Annotated in this window: 21 protein-coding genes; 7 read left to right on the plus strand and 14 right to left on the minus strand. The window is 71.8% G+C overall.

The genetic code is table 11. From position 1 onward, the window contains the following. Positions 1 to 3: 3 nt before the first annotated feature. The gene (locus ACWDAG_RS08470; RefSeq protein WP_450694840.1) at positions 4 to 1,050 is read right to left on the minus strand and encodes a zinc-dependent alcohol dehydrogenase family protein; all 1,047 of its coding nucleotides are present in this window, start codon (positions 1,048 to 1,050) and stop codon (positions 4 to 6) included. Positions 1,051 to 1,175: 125 nt separating this feature from the next. Beyond that, complete coding sequence (locus ACWDAG_RS08475) at positions 1,176 to 1,889, minus strand: VIT1/CCC1 transporter family protein (protein ID WP_450694841.1); 714 nt, start codon at positions 1,887 to 1,889, stop codon at positions 1,176 to 1,178. 279 nt (positions 1,890 to 2,168) lie between these two features. On the opposite strand from ACWDAG_RS08475, the gene ACWDAG_RS08480 reads away from it, so the two are divergent. From ACWDAG_RS08480 to ACWDAG_RS08500, 5 genes are all read left to right on the plus strand, one after another. Beyond that, positions 2,169 to 3,158, plus strand: a complete 990-nt coding sequence (locus ACWDAG_RS08480) for a DEDDh family exonuclease (protein ID WP_450694842.1) — start codon at positions 2,169 to 2,171, stop codon at positions 3,156 to 3,158. An 80-nt stretch (positions 3,159 to 3,238) separates the two neighbouring features. Further along, the gene (locus ACWDAG_RS08485; RefSeq protein WP_450694843.1) at positions 3,239 to 3,472 is read left to right on the plus strand and encodes a hypothetical protein; all 234 of its coding nucleotides are present in this window, start codon (positions 3,239 to 3,241) and stop codon (positions 3,470 to 3,472) included. Between the two features lie 49 nt (positions 3,473 to 3,521). After that, complete coding sequence (locus ACWDAG_RS08490) at positions 3,522 to 4,313, plus strand: SURF1 family cytochrome oxidase biogenesis protein (protein WP_450694844.1); 792 nt, start codon at positions 3,522 to 3,524, stop codon at positions 4,311 to 4,313. A gap of 68 nt (positions 4,314 to 4,381) precedes the next feature. Then, positions 4,382 to 6,169 (plus strand): glycoside hydrolase family 15 protein, encoded by a 1,788-nt coding sequence (locus tag ACWDAG_RS08495; RefSeq protein WP_450694845.1) that lies wholly within the window; start codon positions 4,382 to 4,384, stop codon positions 6,167 to 6,169. 5 nt (positions 6,170 to 6,174) lie between these two features. Continuing rightward, entirely contained in the window at positions 6,175 to 6,930 is a 756-nt protein-coding gene (locus ACWDAG_RS08500) for an SDR family oxidoreductase (protein ID WP_450694846.1), read from the plus strand. A gap of 35 nt (positions 6,931 to 6,965) precedes the next feature. On the opposite strand, the gene amaP is transcribed toward ACWDAG_RS08500, so the two are convergent. The 5 genes from amaP to ACWDAG_RS08525 all read right to left on the minus strand — a co-directional run bounded on the left by amaP (position 6,966) and on the right by ACWDAG_RS08525 (position 9,324). Then, a complete protein-coding gene (gene amaP, locus ACWDAG_RS08505; protein WP_450694847.1) occupies positions 6,966 to 7,544 on the minus strand; it encodes an alkaline shock response membrane anchor protein AmaP in 579 nt (192 codons plus the stop codon). A 5-nt stretch (positions 7,545 to 7,549) separates the two neighbouring features. Then, positions 7,550 to 8,200: a DUF6286 domain-containing protein gene (locus ACWDAG_RS08510; protein ID WP_450694848.1), complete on the minus strand. Its 651-nt coding sequence runs from the start codon at positions 8,198 to 8,200 to the stop codon at positions 7,550 to 7,552. Next, entirely contained in the window at positions 8,197 to 8,580 is a 384-nt protein-coding gene (locus tag ACWDAG_RS08515; protein WP_450694849.1) for an Asp23/Gls24 family envelope stress response protein, read from the minus strand. Before ACWDAG_RS08515 ends, ACWDAG_RS08510 begins: the two co-directional genes overlap by 4 nt. After that, entirely contained in the window at positions 8,577 to 8,762 is a 186-nt protein-coding gene (locus ACWDAG_RS08520) for a hypothetical protein (protein ID WP_450694850.1), read from the minus strand. Before ACWDAG_RS08520 ends, ACWDAG_RS08515 begins: the two co-directional genes overlap by 4 nt. A 64-nt stretch (positions 8,763 to 8,826) precedes the next feature. Then, positions 8,827 to 9,324, minus strand: coding sequence for an Asp23/Gls24 family envelope stress response protein (locus ACWDAG_RS08525; protein WP_450694851.1), 498 nt, complete (start codon positions 9,322 to 9,324; stop codon positions 8,827 to 8,829). A gap of 88 nt (positions 9,325 to 9,412) precedes the next feature. On the opposite strand from ACWDAG_RS08525, the gene ACWDAG_RS08530 reads away from it, so the two are divergent. Beyond that, positions 9,413 to 10,126: a nucleopolyhedrovirus P10 family protein gene (locus tag ACWDAG_RS08530; RefSeq protein WP_450694852.1), complete on the plus strand. Its 714-nt coding sequence runs from the start codon at positions 9,413 to 9,415 to the stop codon at positions 10,124 to 10,126. Between the two features lie 103 nt (positions 10,127 to 10,229). Here ACWDAG_RS08530 and ACWDAG_RS08535 read toward each other — a convergent pair whose 3' ends face one another. The 7 genes from ACWDAG_RS08535 to ACWDAG_RS08565 form a co-directional block, all read right to left on the minus strand. Further along, positions 10,230 to 11,033: an enoyl-CoA hydratase/isomerase family protein gene (locus ACWDAG_RS08535; protein WP_450694853.1), complete on the minus strand. Its 804-nt coding sequence runs from the start codon at positions 11,031 to 11,033 to the stop codon at positions 10,230 to 10,232. A 129-nt stretch (positions 11,034 to 11,162) separates the two neighbouring features. Next, complete coding sequence (locus ACWDAG_RS08540) at positions 11,163 to 11,384, minus strand: helix-turn-helix domain-containing protein (RefSeq protein WP_004002281.1); 222 nt, start codon at positions 11,382 to 11,384, stop codon at positions 11,163 to 11,165. A gap of 372 nt (positions 11,385 to 11,756) precedes the next feature. Continuing rightward, complete coding sequence (locus tag ACWDAG_RS08545) at positions 11,757 to 13,355, minus strand: ABC-F family ATP-binding cassette domain-containing protein (RefSeq protein ID WP_450694854.1); 1,599 nt, start codon at positions 13,353 to 13,355, stop codon at positions 11,757 to 11,759. A 90-nt stretch (positions 13,356 to 13,445) separates the two neighbouring features. Continuing rightward, positions 13,446 to 14,111: a hypothetical protein gene (locus ACWDAG_RS08550; RefSeq protein WP_450694855.1), complete on the minus strand. Its 666-nt coding sequence runs from the start codon at positions 14,109 to 14,111 to the stop codon at positions 13,446 to 13,448. Between the two features lie 293 nt (positions 14,112 to 14,404). Then, positions 14,405 to 15,799 carry a hypothetical protein gene (locus tag ACWDAG_RS08555; RefSeq protein ID WP_450694856.1) on the minus strand — a complete coding sequence of 465 codons (1,395 nt, stop codon included), beginning with the start codon at positions 15,797 to 15,799 and terminating at the stop codon, positions 14,405 to 14,407. A 396-nt stretch (positions 15,800 to 16,195) separates the two neighbouring features. Further along, positions 16,196 to 17,314 carry an alpha/beta hydrolase family protein gene (locus ACWDAG_RS08560; RefSeq protein ID WP_450694857.1) on the minus strand — a complete coding sequence of 373 codons (1,119 nt, stop codon included), beginning with the start codon at positions 17,312 to 17,314 and terminating at the stop codon, positions 16,196 to 16,198. A 288-nt stretch (positions 17,315 to 17,602) separates the two neighbouring features. After that, positions 17,603 to 18,334, minus strand: a complete 732-nt coding sequence (locus tag ACWDAG_RS08565; RefSeq protein ID WP_450694858.1) for a class II aldolase/adducin family protein — start codon at positions 18,332 to 18,334, stop codon at positions 17,603 to 17,605. Positions 18,335 to 18,530: 196 nt separating this feature from the next. Between ACWDAG_RS08565 and ACWDAG_RS08570 the strand changes: the two genes are divergently transcribed. After that, entirely contained in the window at positions 18,531 to 19,280 is a 750-nt protein-coding gene (locus tag ACWDAG_RS08570; RefSeq protein ID WP_450694859.1) for a lysozyme, read from the plus strand. The last annotated feature ends 93 nt before the right edge of the window (positions 19,281 to 19,373 follow it).

Raw genomic sequence — 19,373 nt, forward strand, 5'->3', positions numbered from 1 at the left:
CGGTCAGTCGTTGGTGACGAGCACCTTGAGGGCCGTGCGCTCGTCCATCGCCTTGTAGCCGTCGGGGACGCCCTCAAGACCGACCGTCAGGTCGAAGACCGGTGAGGCGTCGACGGTGCCGTCCAGGACGTCGGGCAGCAGTTGCGGGATGTAGGCGCGGACCGGTGCGACACCGCCGCGCAGTGCGATGTTCCGGTCGAACATGACGCCGAGGTCGACACCGGTGCCGCTGCCGTGCGGCACACCGACGAAGCCGATGGCGCCGCCGTCGCGGGTGATGTTGACCGCCGTACGCATGGACTGTTCGGTGCCCACGGCTTCGACGACGGCGTGTGCGCCCTGGCCGCGGGTGAGTTCACGAACGGCCTCGACGGCCGCTTCGCCGCGTTCGGCGACGACGTCGGTGGCGCCGAAGCGGCGTGCGATGTCGGTGCGGACCTGGTGGCGGCCGAGGGCGATGATCCGCTCCGCGCCGAGCCGCCTGGCGGCGAGCACCGCGCACAGGCCGACGGCCCCGTCGCCGACGACGGCGACCGTGGCTCCCGGGCGGGCGCCCGCGCCGAGGGCCGCGTGGTGGCCGGTGCCGAGGACGTCGGAGAGGGTCAGCAGGGCGGACAGCAGGTGGTCGTCGGAGGCCGCCTCCTTGGGCAGCCGGACGAGGGTGCCGTCGGCGAACGGCACGCGGACGGCCTCGCCCTGGCCGCCGTCGTGTCCGACGGAGCCCCAGAAGCCGCCGTGCTCGCAGGAGGTGGTGAGGCCCTCCCGGCAGTAGTCGCAGACGCCGTCGGACCACATGAAGGGCGCGACGACGAGGTCACCGCGCCGGATGTTCGAGACCTCACTGCCGGTCTCCTCCACGACGCCGAGGAACTCGTGGCCGATGCGCTGCCCCGGCTCCCGTGCCGCCTCGCCGCGGTACGCCCACAGGTCGCTGCCGCAGATACAGGCGCGCAGCACTCGCACCACGGCGTCGGTGGGCAGCTGCACCACGGGCTCGGGCACGTCCTCCACGCGCATGTCGTACGGGGCGTGGATGGTGGTGGCGCGCATGGCGAGGGTCCTTCTCGTGCGGTGTCACAGGCGCGCCCGGGGGTGGTCGAGCGCACTTCACGGTACGTCGTGGCGGACACCCACCGCTCACCGAGAGCGCCGCGGAGCAGCGGGAACCGGGCCGGCTAGACCCCGGCCGCCCCCAGGAGCGCCCCCGCCGCGTAGGTGACCCCCATGGCCAGGGCCCCGCCCACCACGTTGCGCAGCACGGCCTGCCCCGGCCGGGCACCGCCGAGGCGTGCGCTGGTCCAGCCGGTGAGGACGAGGGCGGCCAGTACGGAGACCACGGTGACCGGGAGCCGCCAGTGGGCGGGCGGCAGGACGATCGCCAGCAGCGGCAGCAGCGCGCCGACGGTGAACGCCAGGAAGCTCGCCCACGCCGCGTGCCAGGGATTGGTCAGCTCGTCGGGGTCGATGCCGAGCTCCACGCGCGCGTGCGCCCTGAGTGCGTCCCGTTCGGTCAACTGCTCCGCCGCCTCCCTGGCCACCTCGTGGGACATGCCCCGCTCCTGCAGCAGCCCGGTGAGTTCCTCCAGCTCGGCCTCGGGCTGTTCGCGCAACTCCCGCCGTTCCAGGGCGAGTGCGGCCATCTCGGAGTCCCGTTGGGTGGAGACGGACACGTACTCCCCCGCGGCCATCGACATCGACCCGGCCAGCAGGCCCGCCAGCCCGGCGGTGAGCAGGGCCGAACGGTTCTCCGTCGCGCCGGCCACACCGACGACGAGACCCGCCGTGGAGACGATGCCGTCGTTCGCGCCCAGCACGGCAGCGCGCAGCCAGTTCAGCCGTTCACCCAGTGCGCCCCCGTGGGCCTCGCCGGCGTGCGTTGGTTCCGTCACACCGGGAGGATCCCACTGCGGACGTCACCACACCCGTACCGACGCCCGGTACCGAGGGTGCGCGTCGAGGCGAGCACTGGATCGGCGGGGGCGCGAACCGTCCGCCGCGGGAAGGAACTTGAAGCAGAAGTCGGTCTTCCGGCTCGGCTCCGCGGCCACGACACCGGTGACACAGCCGGGGGTACAGACATTCGCGCCATTCGCGGCACTCGAACAGAGCGGCGTGGAAGGCCACCTGACGGACAGGACTGTCAGTGCCGGGCCGTATCCTCAGGGACCATGCTCGAAGACCTTCCGACCGCAGCGTCCTCCCCCACGGCGTGGCCGGCCGCGTATCCGCAGGGATACGCGGTCGTTGACGTGGAGACCACCGGCCTGGCCCGGGACGACCGGATAATCTCCGCGGCCGTCTACCGGCTGGACGCGCGCGGCGAGGTCGAGGACCACTGGTACACGATGGTCAACCCGGAGCGGGACCCGGGGCCGGTGTGGATCCACGGTCTGACGAGCGAGGCGCTCGAGGGCGCGCCCCTCTTCCAGGACATCGCCGAGGAGTTCGCGACCCGGCTTGAGGGCCGGGTGCTCGTCGCGCACAACGCGGTCTTCGACTGGCAGATGATCGCGCGGGAGTATGCGCGCGCGGAGCGCGAGGCGCCGGTGCGGCAGCGGCTGTGCACCATCGCGCTCTCCAAGGAGCTCGGGCTGCCGCTGCCGAACCACAAGCTGGAGTCGCTGGCCGCCCACTTCGGCGTCGTACAGCAGCGTGCGCACCACGCGCTGGACGACGCGCGCGTGCTGGCGGAGGCGTTCCGGCCGAGCCTGCGGGCAGCCGCGGCCGGAGGCGTACGGCTGCCGCTGCACGAATGCCGGCCGCTGACGGAGTGGGCGGACCGGCCGGCGCCCCGCATCGGACAGCAGAGCGGGGGCTACGGCAGCTATCGGCCGAGCAGTTGGCGCCCCTCCCGCAAAAGGCCCGTATGCCCGTATCCCAACCCAGGGCGTTATGAAGACGGCAAACCACTCAAGCAGGGCATGCGGATCGCCTTCTCCGGGGACACCTCCGTCGAACGGGAGCTGCTGGAGGACCGCGCGGTCGAGGCGGGGCTGCATGTCGCGACGAGCCTGTCCCGGCTGACCAGCCTGCTCGTCACGAACGACCCGGACTCGGGTACGTCGAAGGTGGTCAAGGCCCGGCAGTACGGGACACCGGTGGTGGACGAGGCGGCGTTCGGCCAGTTGCTCAGGGATGTGGAGCCCGCCGACGGATGACCCGTACGGACGGGTGATTGCCGTGCGACTCGCCCGCGCCCCGCTCGCCCGCGCGGCGGCGACGGCTCACCCTGTGGCGCATGGCGACCTGTGAAGTATGTGGAAATGACTACGGAATGACCTTCGAGGTGCATGCGCAGGGAGCGGTGCACGTCTTCGACTGCTTCTCCTGCGCGATCCACCGCATGGCACCCGTGTGCGAGCACTGTCGTGTGCAGATCATCGGGCAGGGAGTCGAGGTCGAGGGCCAGTGGTTCTGCGGAGCGCACTGCGCCCGCGAGGAGGGCAAGGTGGGCATCGTCGACAAGGTGTAACCCGCCACCCGCCCGAATGCACCCCACGACCGAGTTGTACCGTCGTGGGGTGTACCGCTTCCTGTTGTCCCGGCAGTGGGTGATCCTCACCCTGATCGCCCTCCTCCTGATCCCCACGATGATCAGGCTGGGCATCTGGCAGAAGCACCGCTACGAGATGCGCACCGCCCGCAACGACCTGGTCTCCGCGGCGCTGCACGCGAAGCCGGTCCCCGTGGAGCGGCTCACCTCCCCCGGGCACGCGGTCACCAGCGCCGACAAGTACCGCACCGTCACCGCGACGGGCACCTTCGACACCGCCCGCGAGGAAGTCGTCAGGCGCCGCACCAACTCCGACGACGAGGTCGGCTTCCATGTCCTGACCCCGTTCGTCCTGACGGACGGCAAGGTGGTGCTGGTCAACCGCGGCTGGATCCCGGCGAACGGGGCGCAGACCACCTTCCCGAAGATCCCCGCACCGCCCGCCGGCAAGGTCACCATCAAGGGGCGGCTGAAGGCCGACGAGACGACCGCGGCGAGCGGCATCAAGGAGATCAAGGGGCTGCCGGACCGGCAGGTCATGCTGATCAACAGCGCGGACCAGGCCCGGCGGCTCGGGGCCACGGTCCTCGGCGGTTACATCGAGCAGACGGCACCGGAGGCGAGGGACAACAGCCCCGAGCAGATCTCCGACCCCGGCAGCGAGGACGCCCCGCTGAACTACGCGTACATGATCCAGTGGTGGCTGTTCGCCGCCGGTGTCCCGGTGGGCTGGTGGGTCCTGGTACGGCGCGAGCGCCGTGACCGGGAGGAAGCGGCCGCCAAGGAGCAGGCGGAGGAAGCGGAACCCGCAGCGGTGTAGCCACGCGCGGTCACTCCCCCGGCTCCACCCCGGATTGCCCTGGGGTCCTTGCGGGAACCCGCAACTCCGTGCACCCCCGTATCGAGGACTACGCGCTCATCGGCGACGAACAGACCGCGGCCCTGGTCGGCCGGGACGGCTCCGTCGACTGGTTGTGTCTGCCCCGCTTCGACTCGCCGGCCTGCTTCGCCAAGTTGCTCGGAGACAAGGAGAACGGCCACTGGCGCATCGCCCCCAAGGGCTCCAAGGGCCCCTGCACCCGCCGCGCCTACCGCCCCGGCACCCTCGTCCTGGACACCGAGTGGGAGACCGACGAGGGCGCGGTGCGCGTCACCGACCTGATGCCGCAGCGCGACCGCGCCCCCGACCTCGTACGCGTCGTCGAGGGCCTGCACGGCACGGTGACCGTCCGCAGCACGCTGCGGCTGCGCTTCGACTACGGCTCGATCGTGCCGTGGATGCGCAAAACGGACAGCCACCGGGTGGCGATCGCCGGACCGGACTCGGTGTGGCTGCGCAGCGACCCCCCGGTGCGCACCTGGGGCGAGGACTACGGCACACACTCGGAGTTCACCGTGAAGAAGGGGGAGAAGGTCGCGTTCGTGCTCACCTGGCACCCCTCGCACCACCCGCGGCCGCCCCGGATCGACCCGTACAAGGCCCTGCACACCAGTGTGGAGGACTGGCAGAAGTGGTCCGACGCATGCCGCTACGACGGTCCGCACCGCGACGCCGTGCTGCGCTCCCTGATCACTCTCAAGGCCCTCACCTACGCGCCGACCGGCGGCATCGTCGCCGCCCCCACCACCTCCCTGCCCGAGGAGCTCGGCGGGGTGCGCAACTGGGACTACCGCTACTGCTGGCTGCGCGACTCCACCCTCACGCTCGGCGCCCTGCTGACCTGCGGCTACCACGAGGAGGCCGAGGCCTGGCGGAACTGGCTGCTGCGCGCGGTCGCGGGCGACCCGGCCGACCTGCAGATCATGTACGGCCTGTCGGGCGAGCGGCGGCTGCCCGAGTTCGAACTGCCGTGGCTGTCCGGCTTCGCGGGGTCGACGCCGGTACGGATCGGCAACGAGGCGGTGCACCAGCTGCAGCTGGACGTGTACGGCGAGGTCCTGGACTCGCTGTGGCTGGCCCGGAGTTCGGGCCTGCCCGTCAAGCCGCACATGTGGGGGATCCAGGCCTCCCTGATGGACTGGCTGCACGCGGAGTGGCGACAGCCCGACGAGGGGCTGTGGGAGGTGCGCGGTGGCCGGCGCCACTTCGTCCACTCCAAGATCATGGTGTGGGTGGCCGCCGACCGTGCCGTACGCACGCTGGAGGAGAACCCGAAGCTGCGCGGCGACCTGGACGGCTGGCGCGCGCTGCGCGACGAGGTGCACCGCGAGGTGTGCGAGAAGGGCTTCGACGCCGAGCGGAACACGTTCACACAGTCCTACGGCTCCCGCGAACTCGACGCCGCGCTGCTGCTCATCCCGCGCGTCGGATTCCTGCCGCCGGACGACCCGCGCGTGACCGGCACCATCGACGCGATCCGCGAGGAGCTGGGCCACCACGGCTTCCTGCGCCGCTACAGCACCGACGAGACGACGGTCGACGGACTGCCCGGCGACGAGGGCACGTTCCTCGTGTGCTCGTTCTGGCTCGCGGACGCACTGCACATGACGGGCCGCAAGAAGGAGGCACGGGAGCTGTTCGAACGGCTGGTGGGCCTCACCAACGACGTGGGTCTGCTGTCCGAGGAGTACGACCCCGTCGCCGACCGCCAGCTCGGCAACTTCCCTCAGGCCTTCAGCCACGTCGGCCTGGTGAACACCGCCCTCGCCCTGTTCGGGGACGGCGAGGCAGGATAGGGGCCATGGATCTTGGACTGAAGGACCGGGTGTACGTCGTCACGGGGGCCACGCGGGGCCTCGGCAACGCCGCCGCGCGCGAGCTCGTCGCGGACGGCGCGAAGGTGGTCGTGACGGGTCGCGACGAGACGCGTGCGCTGGCCGCGGCGGACGAGCTGGGGCCGAACGCGTTCGGGGTGGCCGTCGACAACGCCGACCCGGAGGCGCCGGCGCAGCTGATCGCGGCCGCGCGTGAGCGGTTCGGCGGCTTCGACGGCATCCTCATCAGCGTCGGCGGTCCGGCACCCGGGTTCGTCGCGGACAACACGGACGAGCAGTGGCAGGCGGCCTTCGACTCGGTGTTCCTGGGAGCGGTACGGCTCGCCCGGGCGGCGGCTGAGGAGTTGGAGGCCGGGGGTGTCATCGGGTTCGTGCTGTCCGGGTCGGTGCACGAGCCGATTCCGGGGCTGACGATTTCCAACGGGCTTCGGCCGGGACTCGCGGGGTTTGCCAAGTCGATCGCCGACGAGTTGGGGCCGCGGGGAATTCGGGTGGTCGGGCTGCTTCCGGCTCGTATTGACACGGACCGCGTGCGCGAGCTGGACGGATTGTCCGCGGACCCGGAGGCCACTCGTGCCGCCCACGAATCCCGTATTCCGCTGCGGCGGTACGGGAAGCCGGAGGAGTTCGGGCGGACGGCGGCGTTCTTGTTGTCGCCGGCGGCTTCTTATCTGACCGGGATCATGGTGCCTGTCGACGGGGGCATGCGGCACGGATTCTGACTGCGGGTCATGGTGGGCCCCGAAATGAGGGGCGGTCAACTCACCCTCTCCGCACGGTGCTTGACGCCCTTCATACGCACCACCGCCGGCAGCGCTGCCAGGCCCGCCGAGTTGCGCGCGTGCATCAGTGCCTGAGCGGTGAGGTGCTGGAGTGCGGTCCCGGGGTCCACGTGCGGTTCCAGGAGGAGTTGAACGCGCGTCTCGGGTGCCGTACGGCGGCCCGTGAGGTGGACATGGGCATGCGCCACGCCCTCCAACTCGCCCGCCTCGCTCGCGAGTACGCCTTCCAGGGCCCGGCCCCGCAGCAGTGCGCCCTCGCCGTCGCCGGTGTCCACGAGGACCTCGGCGAGCCGGCGCCGGCGCAGGACCGCGGTCAGCCACCACAGGGCAAGCAGTACGAGGACGGCCAGTGCGGCGATGACGGTCGGCCACCACCAGCCGGAGCCCTGCCAGCGGGTGCGTTCGGCATCACTGAGCAGGACGTCGTGCCGGCCGTCGTGAATCCACCAGGACGGCGGCGGAGCACCGAGCCCCACGGCCAGGACGGAGCCGCCCAGCAGGAGCAGGGCAAGTCCGATGATCCCGATCAGTACCCGGTTGACGATCCTGAGCATCGCCCTCACCCCTTCCGTCCGGGACGCCGTACATGCACGGACAGCGCGGGCGGGTGGGTGAGCCCCAGGCCCCTGATCGCGTCGTCGAGCGTGGCGTTCAGGTCGGCGCGTACGTCGCCCAGTTCACGGAAGTGCGAGACGGCGTACACATCGGCACGGGCGCGGCGCATCCGGACGCGTACCGACTGGACGCCGGCGACCTCCATGGCGCGGTCGCGCAGCACAAAGGCGGCCGCCTCGCGGTGCAGTCCGGCGCGGACGTCGACGTGGGTGCGCCGCATCGGCAGGATCCTGCGCAGGCCGGGCGTGACCGCCAGCACGAGCAGCCAGAGGCCGAGGACGGCGGCGACCCCGGCACCGACGAGCACCCAGGTGTCGTCGAGAGGGCGCTCGGCGAGCTGGCGGGCGAGTTCGCGGCGCCAGGCCATCGCGTGCCGGTGCGCCCGTACGGCCGCGACGTCGTACAGGAACAGGCCCGCGACCGCCACGACCAACAGGGCCACGATGCCCGCGGGGATGCGGCGCGCCGACCAGAAGCGGCCCTGATCGCCGTCCTGGCCGGACGGCGGGGGCCCGTAGGCCGGTTCCTGTTCGGGTGCCTTCTCGATGACCGGCAGTCGTTGTGTGGTGCCCTCGGAGCCCTGGGGCTCGCTCATCGCGTCCTCCCCTGTGCCACGCCGTGCGCCGGGGTCAGATGCAGCCGCTCCACGTGGACGGCGACCTCCGGCACCTCCATGCCCACCAATGCGGCTACCCGCGAAGCGACATGTCGACGCACATCCGCGCATCGGGCGCCGATGTCGCAGGGGTAGTCGAGCTCGATGTGGACGCGGACATGGGCGGCCGCATGGTGAATGACGACGGTGGCGTGCGGGGGTGAGGTGTCCTCGGTCTGGTCGCTGAGGGTCTCCCGGGCCGCCTGGGCGGCGATCTTCGCCACCACCCGGTCGGCGATCCTGGTGGCCCCGCGCTCGCCGGCTGCGACGGTGTCCGTGGGTCTGCGCAGCTCACCGACACCGTCGCTCACCGTGCTCACCGCCGACGGTCGTCACGCGTACGGAAGAACTCGCCGATCTCCAGATCCCCCTCCAGGAACCGGCCGACGACGAACCCGATGGCGCCCAGGGCGGCCACCAGCAGGAAGGCGCCGAAGCCACCGAAGTATCCGGCGAAGCCCAGCGCCATTCCGGCGATCATGCCGACCACGGCCCTGCTCATCGTGCGCTCCCCTCAGTGGTGCGGTTGTCCGGTTCGGTGGTGCGGTTGTCCGGTCACCGGCCGGTCACTGGATCCGGGGCTCCGGCTCCTCGTCCTCTTCCTCGGGAAGCTTCACATCACTCACCGCGATGTTGACCTCGACGACCTCGAGGCCCGCCATCCGCTCCACCGCCGCGATGACGTTCTCCCGCACGGCGTGGGCGACGTCGGAGATCGAGACGCCGTAGTCGACGACGATCTCCAGGTCCAGTGCCGTCTGCACCTCGCCGACCTCGGCCTTCACACCCCGTGTCACCGACTTCGAGCCGCCCGGCACCCGGTCGCGCACGGCCCCGAAGGTGCGGCTGAGGCCGCTGCCGAGGGCATGCACGCCGACCACGTCCCGCGCGGCCAGTCCGGCGATCTTCTCCACGACCCCGTCGGCGATGGTCGTCCGCCCCCGGGTGGCGGGGTCTCCTCCGCCGCGCCGCGTCGGCTGCGCCTTGCGCATCGTCGGGGGGTCCGTGGCCTCGCTCGTGCCTTGGGGGTTCCTCGTCCGGTTCTGTTCCGTCATGTCGGTCATCGCCGCACGTCCCTTTCGGTTCGTCGTCCTATGACCACGGTAAGTGGGGTTACGCCGCCGCGCGCCGGGGATGCGGCAGGCTGGAGGAATGACGGCGGAACAGTGGGCGCGCACAGTACGGCATCAGTTGGGCCTGGGCAGACTCCTGCCGCTGGGCGGGCCGCACGACGGCGCGTGGATCTCGCAGGAGGCGGCCGAGGCGGTGCTCCGGCGCACGGCCGGGGAACTGCGCGGGGTACGGCTGGACGGGCTCCGCATCGCGCTCGCCGACCCGGACACCGCTCACGACCCCGCCGTACCGCCGCCGCCGAGCGCCCTGCCCCCCGGACCGCTGCGTGTGACGGCGGACTTCGCCACGACGGCGTCCGAGCCGCTGCCGACGAGGGCGGCTCTCGTACGCACGACGCTGGCAGCCGCGGCGACGGAACTGCTCGGCCTGGCGCTGGCCGAGGTGGACCTACGCGTCACGGCCCTGCTGGACGAGGAACCGGAACCCGCCCCCGTACGAACACCGGAGCCGCCACGCGCCGCGGAGCCCGACGACGAGGACGAACTACGCGTGGCATCCGCCGCCCTGATGGTCCCGGGCGTCGCCTATCTGTCGGGCGGCCTGGGCCGCGCGGCGGTGCACATCACGGCCCTCCAGGAGGAGGGCGCGCTACCGCACCGCCACGCACGCGTGGAACTCGCGGTGAGCGCAACCCACCGGGCGTCGGACGTGGCCCGCGAGGTCCGTGCGGCGGTCGCGGAGTCGCTACCGGATCACCCGACGGTGGCGGTGCTGGTGACTGCGGTCGGCTGACGCGCCCCCAAGGGGCGCGGGGCCGTATCGACATGCGGCTCCGCCGCGGGGCGCGACCAGCCACGACGACGCCGCAGACAAAAGACCCCGCACCGCCGGAGGCTCACTCACCGAGACCGGCAAGATCCCGCAGCCGCCGAGCCTGAGCGGCCCGCTCGGCCGCACGCTGCTCGTCGTAGGACCGCCCCTGCGCCCCGCGGATCAGCGCCTTGGTCTCGATCACGGCATCCCGCGGCGCAGCCAGAATCGCCGACGCCAGGTCTCGTACCGCCCCGTCGAGCTGCTCACCCGGCACCGCGATATTGGCGAGCCCCGTGCTGACGGCCTCCTCGGCCAGGACGGCACGCCCGGTCGCACAGATCTCCAGCGCGCGGGCATAGCCGACCAGCCCCACCAGCGGATGCGTCCCGGTCAGGTCCGGCACCAGCCCGAGGCTGGTCTCACGCATGGCGAACTGCACGTCGTCGGCGACGACGCGCAGGTCACAGGCGAGCGCGAGCTGGAAGCCCGCACCGATGGCGTGGCCCTGGACGGCGGCGATGGACACGAGGTCGCTCCGCCGCCACCAGGTGAAACCGGCCTGGAACTCGGCGATGCTCGCGTCGAGTTCACCGTCGCTGCTGCGCGCAAGGTCGATGAACGTCGGCTCGCCCTCGATTCCCTCGGGCGTGAACATCTGCCGGTCGAGCCCGGCCGAGAAGGACTGCCCCTCGGCGCGCAGCACGACGACGCGGACGGACCCCGGCAGGACCCTCCCGGCCTCGGCGAGCGCACGCCACATTGCGGGGCTCTGCGCATTGCGCTTGGCCGGGTTGGTCAGCGTCACCGTGGCGATCGCGTCGTCGACGGTGAGCCGAACGCCGTCCTTGTCGAGCAGCGGACCGAGGTCCTGGGCAGGCGAAACCATGGGGTGCCTCCGATGAGTGCGGTCAGCAGAGCAAGCTAAAGCGCAAAGCTAAGTGACTGCACAGTAACCACCCGGCCGATCTGCCGACCGACCGGGTGGCCACCATCGAAGCCGATGGGCCGCCCGGGATCAGGACGAGGCGGCCTTCTTGCCCCGCGTCGCCCCGCCACGCCCACGGAGCGTGACGCCCGACTCACTGAGCATCCGGTGCACGAAGCCATACGAGCGGCCGGTTTCCTCGGCCAGTGCCCGAATGCTCGCACCGGAGTCGTACTTCTTCTTCAGGTCTGCCGCGAGCTTGTCGCGCGCGGCGCCGGTTACCCGGCTGCCCTTCTTCAGAGTCTCGGCCACCCGTGCCTCCTCATGGGAAGTGCGCTCTGGTCCCCTCATGATCACCCCTCCGGGCTTTCATGGCCACCCATTCGGCAAGGTCCGTGAGACAGGGTTTTGACGACGGGAGCGCGTCCCCACAAGCGGAACCAGTAATTCCCCCGGTCTGCGTTCGTACCGCCGAACGGGTTCTTTTATGAATTGCCAGGTCAGAGACGTACGACGGCCGAGCCCTTGTCGATAAAGGGCTCGGCCGGAAAATGGATGTAGGACACACCTCGGTACGAGGAGATCTCACACAGATGATGGATCACGGATCGGCCGAATGATCCATACGCTGTGGATCACGCCTTCGATCAAGCTGTGCTGACTCCCATGAGGCCTCGGAGGCTCTCAGGCGAGGGCGACGAGGTCCGCGTAGTCCGCGCCCCACAGGTCCTCGACGCCGTCCGGCAGCAGAATGATCCGCTCCGGCTGCAGCGCCTCGACCGCGCCCTCGTCGTGGGTGACCAGGACGACCGCGCCCTTGTAGGTGCGCAGGGCGCCGAGGATCTCCTCGCGGCTGGCGGGGTCGAGGTTGTTGGTCGGCTCGTCCAGCAGCAGCACGTTCGCGGAGGAGACGACCAGGGTCGCGAGGGCGAGGCGGGTCTTCTCGCCGCCGGACAGTACGCCGGCCGGCTTGTCGACGTCGTCGCCGGAGAACAGGAACGAGCCCAGCACCTTGCGGACCTCGACGAGGTCCAGGTCGGGCGCGGAGGAGCGCATGTTCTCCAGGACCGAGCGCTCCGGGTCGAGGGTCTCGTGCTCCTGCGCGTAGTAGCCGAGCTTGAGGCCGTGGCCCTCGATCACCTCGCCGGTGTCGGGCTTCTCGACGCCGCCGAGGAGACGCAGCAGGGTCGTCTTGCCGGCGCCGTTGAGGCCGAGGATGACGACGCGGGAGCCCTTGTCGATGGCCAGGTCGACGTCGGTGAAGATCTCCAGCGAGCCGTACGACTTCGACAGTCCCTCGGCGGTGAGCGGCGTCTTGCCGCACGGCGCGGGCTCGGGGAAGCGCAGCTTGGCGACCTTGTCGCTCTGGCGCACCGCCTCCAGGCCGGAGAGCAGCTTGTCCGCGCGCCGGGCCATGTTCTGCGCGGCGACCGTCTTGGTGGCCTTGGCGCGCATCTTGTCGGCCTGCGAATGGAGGGCGGCGGCCTTCTTCTCGGCGTTGGCCCGCTCGCGCTTGCGGCGCTTCTCGTCGGCCTCGCGCTGCTGCTGGTAGAGCTTCCAGCCCATGTTGTAGATGTCGATCTGGGCGCGGTTGGCGTCCAGGTAGAACACCTTGTTGACGACCGTGTCGACCAGGTCGACGTCGTGGGAGATCACGATGAAGCCGCCGCGGTAGGTCTTCAGGTAGTCGCGCAGCCAGACGATCGAGTCCGCGTCGAGGTGGTTCGTGGGCTCGTCGAGCAGCAGGGTGTCCGCGTCCGAGAACAGGATGCGCGCCAGTTCGATACGGCGGCGCTGACCGCCGGAGAGCGTGTGCAGCGGCTGGCCGAGCACCCGGTCGGGCAGGTTGAGCGCGGCGGCGATGGTGGCGGCCTCGGCCTCGGCGGCGTACCCGCCCTTGGTGAGGAACTCCGTCTCCTGGCGCTCGTACTGCCTCAGCGCCTTCTCGCGGGTCGCGCCCTGCCCGTTGGCGATGCGCTGTTCGTTGTCGCGCATCTTGCGGATCAGTACGTCGAGACCGCGGGCCGAGAGGATGCGGTCGCGAGCGAGGATGTCAAGGTCGCCGGTGCGGGGGTCCTGCGGGAGGTAGCCGACCTCACCGGAGCGGGTGACCGTGCCGCCGGCGGGCATGCCCTCGCCGGCCAGGACCTTGGTGAGGGTGGTCTTGCCCGCGCCGTTACGGCCGACCAGGCCGATGCGGTCGCCCTTGGCGATGCGGAAGGAGGCGGACTCGATGAGGACGCGGGCACCGGCGCGCAGCTCGATACCGGAGGCGGAGATCACGGACAGGCTCCAGGGCAGAAAGGGTTGACGGGTGGGCGGCTGAGGCGTTCCCGCCGTCTAATGCGCGAGGAGAATGGCCATGGGCCAAGTCTAACGGGGCCGTGCAAGCACTTTTTCTGTGTTCGGGTGTTCGGGCCGCCTGGCGGGAAGGTCGTTGCCGAGGGGGGTGCGGTGCGGGGTGATCCGGCCCAGGTCGTCCACGGCGATGAGCTGGGACGTCCAGGCCGCCGCCGGGCAGGGCTGGGCGACGATCAGTGCTCCGGCGTGACGTACGGCACGCTCGGGTGCGAAGGCGCACCCTTCGCGCGCGGGCACCACCCAGCGCAGGTCGCCGTCGGCGAGGCGGTAGGCGGCGATGCGGGGCGGCGTGACGACGGCGAGGATCCCCCGGCCCAGGGGGCGCAGCACTCCGGTTCCGCCGTGGGCGGGCAGCCAGTCCTCGGCCGCGGGCAGGGCGCGGTGCCAGCGGACGGTGACGCCGTCGTCGGCGGTGACCACTCCGTCGTCCCAGAGCGTGACGGCGCTCCCGCGCGCGGGGAGCACGGCGAGTGGGTGGCGGCCCTCGCGGGCGTAGGACGAGGCGGCGGTGAAGTGGTCGCCGTAGGGGGCGGGACGGGCTGCGTGGAGGGCTGCCAGGACGGGCGCCGCCACGAGGAGGGCGAGGGCGGTGGGGAGGCGGCGGCGAAGGGCCGGGGGCACGGTGCGGCCCGGGGCGGCGGGGTTCGGGTCCGTCACCTCGACCGGCTGAACGACCACCTTGCCCCCTTCGGCGCCCCTTGGCTCGGATTCGGCGCAGAGCGTAGTCGCGTGCGCGGGCTGTGCGGGGGATACGGCGGTGGGCGAGCGGGGATGTCCCCCGTTCGGCCCCTACGCCGAGCGCCTAATGATGTGCCGCGATATGCCGTCGCGCGTCTGCGGCTGCATTGTGGCTGGTCGCGCAGTTCCCCGCGCCCCGTAAAAAGCCGCTGCCCGACCGCCGGCCCACAAGCCCCTGCCGAACCGTCGGCCTACAAAGCCATTGCCGGACCGCCGAGGAGTGCGCCTCCTGCTCAGCTTCCGCCCGTGTGCACCTGGAACGCGGCTCGGCGCACCGCCTTGGCCAGGGCCGGGTCCGGGTGGGCCGCGGCGAGGGCGACGAGGACCTGGACGGTGCGGGGATGGCCGACGGCCCGTACCTCTTCCAGGAGGAGCGGGACCGTCGGCTGCACGGCCGACTCCAGGTGGCGTACGAGCATCGGGGCCTCGCCGTGGTCGGCGACCGCGGCGGCGGTGTCGACCCACAGCCAGGTGGCCTCTTCGCGGGTGAGGACCTCGTGGGCGTCCTCGGGGTCGACGCCGTCGTGCTCGGCGAGCCACAGCAGGGCGTACGGCCGCAGGGTCGGCTCGTCGGCGACGGCGCTGACGTCCGGCTCGGCGGGGGCGCCGACCACGCGCAGTGCCTCGAAGGCGAGGCCGCGCAGCAGGGCGTCGTCGCCGCGGGCGGCGGCGATGAGTTCGGTGACGGCGCTGCCGACGGGGCGGGCGGCGAGCCAGGCGCGGTATTCGGCGCGGGCGGCGTTGGGGCGCAGCTGGGCACAGCCGCGGAGCATCTCGTCGGCGGCGACCTCGATGTTCCCGGCGGGGCTCTGCGCGGCGACGCAGATCTGCTCCAGCTTGACCCAGACCGCCCAGCTGCCGAGCGGGGTGAGCGTGGCGTGTCCGCCGCCGTAGGTGAGGGCGCCGACGGAGGCGAGGGCGCGCAGGGCCCAGTCGAGGAGGGGGGCCAGGGGCGTGTCCTGGGGCGGCTCCACGGGCTCCGGCTGGGGGCCGTACGGGATCTCGCAGCGCTCGGTGCGCAGTTCCGTGACCCGCTGCTCCAGGAGGTCGAGGAGCTGCTCGACCGGGACGGGCCCGGCGGACAGCTGGAGGAAGGAGAGCACCTGGGGCATGGCCGAGACGACCTCGGCGACGGCGGCGGGCTCGTGGTCCGCGGGTTCCGCGTGGGCGAGGGACCAGGCGTCGAAAAGGGCGACCCAGCCGCGCAGGACGGCGCTGTCGTCGCGGTTCCAGGCGCGCAGCCGCCAGCCGGGGCGGGCGCTGTCGCCATGCACCTCGACGAGGCCGGCGAGGCGGGCGGTGTCCCAGTCGGCGCGCACCTGAGTCACGGTCAGGCCGAGATCCCGGGCGGCCCGTTCGGCGGTCGCGTCGGCGAGGGTGGCCTTGCCGTCGGCGGTCGCGCCGTCGCTGCCCGGGCCGAGCGCGGCGTCGGCCCAGCGGGCGACGCGGGCCGCGGCGGCCAGCTGGGAGCGAGCCATTCTGGCCAGCTCCGCGGGTGCCGGTGTGCCCTCCGGGGGGCGGGGTGCGGCGCGGCGCGGGCGGCGCTGGTTCACGGCTCTGGGGGCGGCGGACAGGGATCGCGGGCCGACGAGTCGAAGCCTGGAGTCGCGCGGGATACGGGACGTCACGGGTGCAGTCTTCCGGTTGACGGTCCGAAAACCCAAACGGAATGTCACGGCGGGCGACGGGACTGGCCAACGCACGGGGTCCGGCGGGCGGCTCGGGGACGGGAACAAGCCAGTGGTACGGCCTTAAACGGAATCGTGCCGACCGTTCAGCTCCGCTCCGGCTCGGCATCGCGGGCAGGGGTGCCGGACGGGGGCGCACGAGCGGGGGGAGGCACCGGCGGAGGGGGAGCGCGCGGGCAGGGCAGGGGTTCGGAGGAGCGAGTGCGCGAGCCGAGCGAAACCCGGCACGAAAGGGGTGCGCGAGCAGGGCGAAGGGTCGAAGGAGCAGATGCACGAGCCGAGTGAAGTCCGGGTCGAAAGGGGTGCGCGAGCAGGGTGAGGGGCCGGTGGAGGCGGTCACATCAGCGGGGTCAGAAAGCGGCGCAACGCTTCTTCGTAGGCCTCCGGGTCGGCGTTCCACATCGCTGAGTGCGGGGCGTTCGGGACCGTGCGCAGAGCGATCAGGTTGGGACGGGCGTGGGCGAGACGGCGGGAGTACTCCCAGGGGGCCAGGGTGTCGTCCGGGCCGTGGAATATCAGGGTCGGCACGGTGAGCTGCTCGGCCTCGGCGGTGCGCTCGCGCTCCATGCCGGTACGTCCCTGGGCGGCGCGGACGGCGAGCGGCAGCAGTGCGCCCGGTGTGCGGCGGGCCGCGGCGAGGGCGCGCAGTGTCGTGGCCCAGCTGAGCACCGGGGAGTCCAGGACCAGTCCGGAGATGCTGTCGCGCAGCCCGGAGTGGGCGGCGGCGCGCAGCGCCATGGTGGCGCCGGTCGACCAGCCGTGCAGGACGACCTGTTTGGCGCCGTGGCTGACGGCGTGCCGGATCGCCGCGTCCACGTCGCGCCACTCCGTCTCGCCGAGGTGGCCCAGGCCGTCCGGGGAGCGGGGTGCGCCGGGGTCGCCGCGGTAGGCGAGGGCGAGCACCGGGAAGCGCTGGCGGTGCAGGAACTCCATGATGTTCATGGGGAGTTCGCGGGTGGCTCCCAGCCCGTGCACGGCGATCACCCAGGTGTCCCGCACGCCGGGCACGAACCAGGCGGGCAGGGAGCCGAGTTCACCGGGGATCTCGACGTCGGTGTGGGGCAGTCCGAGGGCGGTGCCCGGGTCGCCGATGTGCACGTTGGGGGTCAGCCACACCTGGGCGCCGGGCTCCAGGGTGCCGTGGGTGACCCGTTCCAGGCGGCGGACGACGGTGTCGGCGGTGTGCGTCGCCGTGGCGAGGACGGGGCCGACGACGGCGTGGGTGCCGTCCCCGGTGAGCCCGTAGATGCCGGGGCGCATGGCCGCCAGGTCGCGGGTGAGCGCGATCTGGCCGGCGGCCGTGGCGTGCACGGTGAGCCGGGGTTCGGTGGGCAGCGGCCGGCCCGGCGGCGCCTTGAGCGCCGCGTCGCTCGCGAACCGGCCGGCGGCCACGCTTGCCGCGCCGGCCGCCAGGGCTACGGTGACGGCTGCAGCCGTCGCTTTGACTGTGCGCACCCGTCCAGTGTCCTGGCCGACCTCGCCTGCGGCCAGCGGGAGGACGGGGCGGGGTGAGGCGAGGTCGCCGGCAGCCGTGCCGCGTTCACGCCCACCACGGCTGTACGGACCTCACTACGGTTGGCCGTGCGCACGCACCCCCTCCCCGCCTCCGCCACCCGCTGCGGGGACCGCAGCATCAGGGTGATGCGGGCGACCGACAGCCGCGCCGCCCGCGGCGACCGCAGCGACCGCGGTTGTGCGAGCCTGCTCGCCCCTGCCGGCACGCCGACTGCGGGCGTGCGGGCCTCACTGTCGTTGCCCGTACCCGCGCAGCTTGTCCGCCGCCTCCGCCAGCTGCTGCGGGGAGAGGAGTGTCGGTGACAGGCCCGGCACCGACGAGGCCGTCAGCCACAGGCGGCACATCCATTCCAGCTGGGCCGTGCGGTCGTAGGCCTGGTCGAGGGTGGTGCCGTACGCCATCGTGCCGTGGTTCTGCAGCAGGCAGGCGGTGCGGTCGGCGAGGGCGTGGAGCATGTTCTCGGCCAACTCCTCACTGCCGTATGTCGCATAGGGGGCAACTCGGACGGGGCCGCCGAGGGCGCAGGCCATGTAGTGGATCGCCGGGAGCTCGGGGACGAGCGTCGAGACGGCCGTCGCATGCACGGCGTGGGTGTGGACGACGGCGCGGGCGTCGGTGGTGCGGTGGATCGCAAGGTGCATGGGGAGTTCGCTCGTCGGGACGAGCGTGCCGAGCACCTGGCGGCCGTCGAGGTCGACGCCGGTCACGTCCTCGGGCGTGAGCCGGTCGTAGGGCACGCCCGAGGGCGTGACCAGCACGGTGTCCCCGACGCGCACCGAGACGTTGCCGGAGGTGCCGACGACGAGTCCGTCGGCGACCGTGCGGCGGGCGGTCGCGACGAGCGCTTCCCAGGCGTGGGCCGTCTCGGCACTCACGTCCCTCCCCCACCGCCCCGGCGCGTCCTGCACACCTTCCCGCGCATCCCGTTCGCCTCGCTGGTCCCGCCGCTGCTCAGCCATGCCGCGATCCTGCCAGGCACACCCTCGACCCGCCGCCGGGCGGGGGCACTTTAGGGCGGAAGCCATGCCTTCGAAAGACCCGCTATAGGGACATATCCGTCTCTCTCGGTTCTTGGCCGGAGATCGCCGAGCATTCGACGACCTTCCAGTAATCTCCCGTTGTTTTGTCGTGCACGTCGCCATTCCGGGGGGAAATATGGCTCGTGATCGCAAACCGTTCCGCCGTCGCGCCCGCGTCATCGCGGTCTCCGTGGCGGCACTCACCGTCGCAGGGGCAGCTCTCGCCGACCTTCCGGCATCGGCGGCGGGCCTACCGAAGGGGCACGACGTCTCTTCGCACCAGAAGAACGTCGACTGGTCGAGCGCGAAGGCCAAGGGCGCCAGGTTCGTATACGTCAAGGCGACCGAGTCCACGAACTACCGCAACCCGTACTTCAGCCAGCAGTACAACGGCGCCCGCAGCGCCGGCATCATCCGCGGGGCGTACCACTTCGCGCTGCCGGACAAGTCGTCGGGCAGGGCGCAGGCCGCGTACTTCGTGAACCACGGCGGCAGGTGGTCCTCGGACGGCTGGACGCTGCCGCCCGCGCTCGACATCGAATACAACCCTTACAGCGCCAAGCACAGGTGCTACGGCATGAGCAAGGCGAGCATGGTCGGCTGGATCAAGTCGTTCAGCAGCGAGGTGAAGCGGCTCACCGGCCGCCACCCCGTGATCTACACGACCACCCACTGGTGGAACACGTGCACCGGGGGGAGCAGCGCGTTCGCCTCGAACCACGCGCTGTGGATAGCCCGTCACGAGTCCGGGGCCGCGGGTTCGCTGCCGGCCGGCTGGTCGTTCTGGACCTTCTGGCAGTACGACAACAGCGGCGGTCTGCCGGGTGACCAGAATCTCTTCAACGGGTCGCAGACCCAGCTGAGGAGGTTCGCCCGGGGCTACTAGCCAAGGGACACCGAGGGACCAGGGGGCCGCCGGGACCGGGCGGAGCGGCGACCCCCTCATCCGGACATCGCGCAGCCTCCCTCAGTTCATCTT

The sequence above is a fragment of the Streptomyces sp. NPDC001157 genome, from assembly GCF_053598255.1.

Excerpts from the sequence above, each read along its gene's own strand:
- ACWDAG_RS08470 (WP_450694840.1), bottom strand. The coding sequence starts at position 1,050 with ATGCGCGCCACCACCATCCACGCCCCGTACGACATGCGCGTGGAGGAC.
- ACWDAG_RS08480 (WP_450694842.1), top strand. The coding sequence starts at position 2,169 with ATGCTCGAAGACCTTCCGACCGCAGCGTCCTCCCCCACGGCGTGGCCG.
- ACWDAG_RS08485 (WP_450694843.1), top strand. The coding sequence starts at position 3,239 with ATGGCGACCTGTGAAGTATGTGGAAATGACTACGGAATGACCTTCGAG.
- ACWDAG_RS08500 (WP_450694846.1), top strand. The coding sequence starts at position 6,175 with ATGGATCTTGGACTGAAGGACCGGGTGTACGTCGTCACGGGGGCCACG.
- amaP (WP_450694847.1), bottom strand. The coding sequence starts at position 7,544 with ATGCTCAGGATCGTCAACCGGGTACTGATCGGGATCATCGGACTTGCC.
- ACWDAG_RS08510 (WP_450694848.1), bottom strand. The coding sequence starts at position 8,200 with ATGAGCGAGCCCCAGGGCTCCGAGGGCACCACACAACGACTGCCGGTC.
- ACWDAG_RS08520 (WP_450694850.1), bottom strand. The coding sequence starts at position 8,762 with ATGAGCAGGGCCGTGGTCGGCATGATCGCCGGAATGGCGCTGGGCTTC.
- ACWDAG_RS08525 (WP_450694851.1), bottom strand. The coding sequence starts at position 9,324 with ATGACCGACATGACGGAACAGAACCGGACGAGGAACCCCCAAGGCACG.
- ACWDAG_RS08530 (WP_450694852.1), top strand. The coding sequence starts at position 9,413 with ATGACGGCGGAACAGTGGGCGCGCACAGTACGGCATCAGTTGGGCCTG.
- ACWDAG_RS08535 (WP_450694853.1), bottom strand. The coding sequence starts at position 11,033 with ATGGTTTCGCCTGCCCAGGACCTCGGTCCGCTGCTCGACAAGGACGGC.
- ACWDAG_RS08565 (WP_450694858.1), bottom strand. The coding sequence starts at position 18,334 with ATGGCTGAGCAGCGGCGGGACCAGCGAGGCGAACGGGATGCGCGGGAA.
- ACWDAG_RS08570 (WP_450694859.1), top strand. The coding sequence starts at position 18,531 with ATGGCTCGTGATCGCAAACCGTTCCGCCGTCGCGCCCGCGTCATCGCG.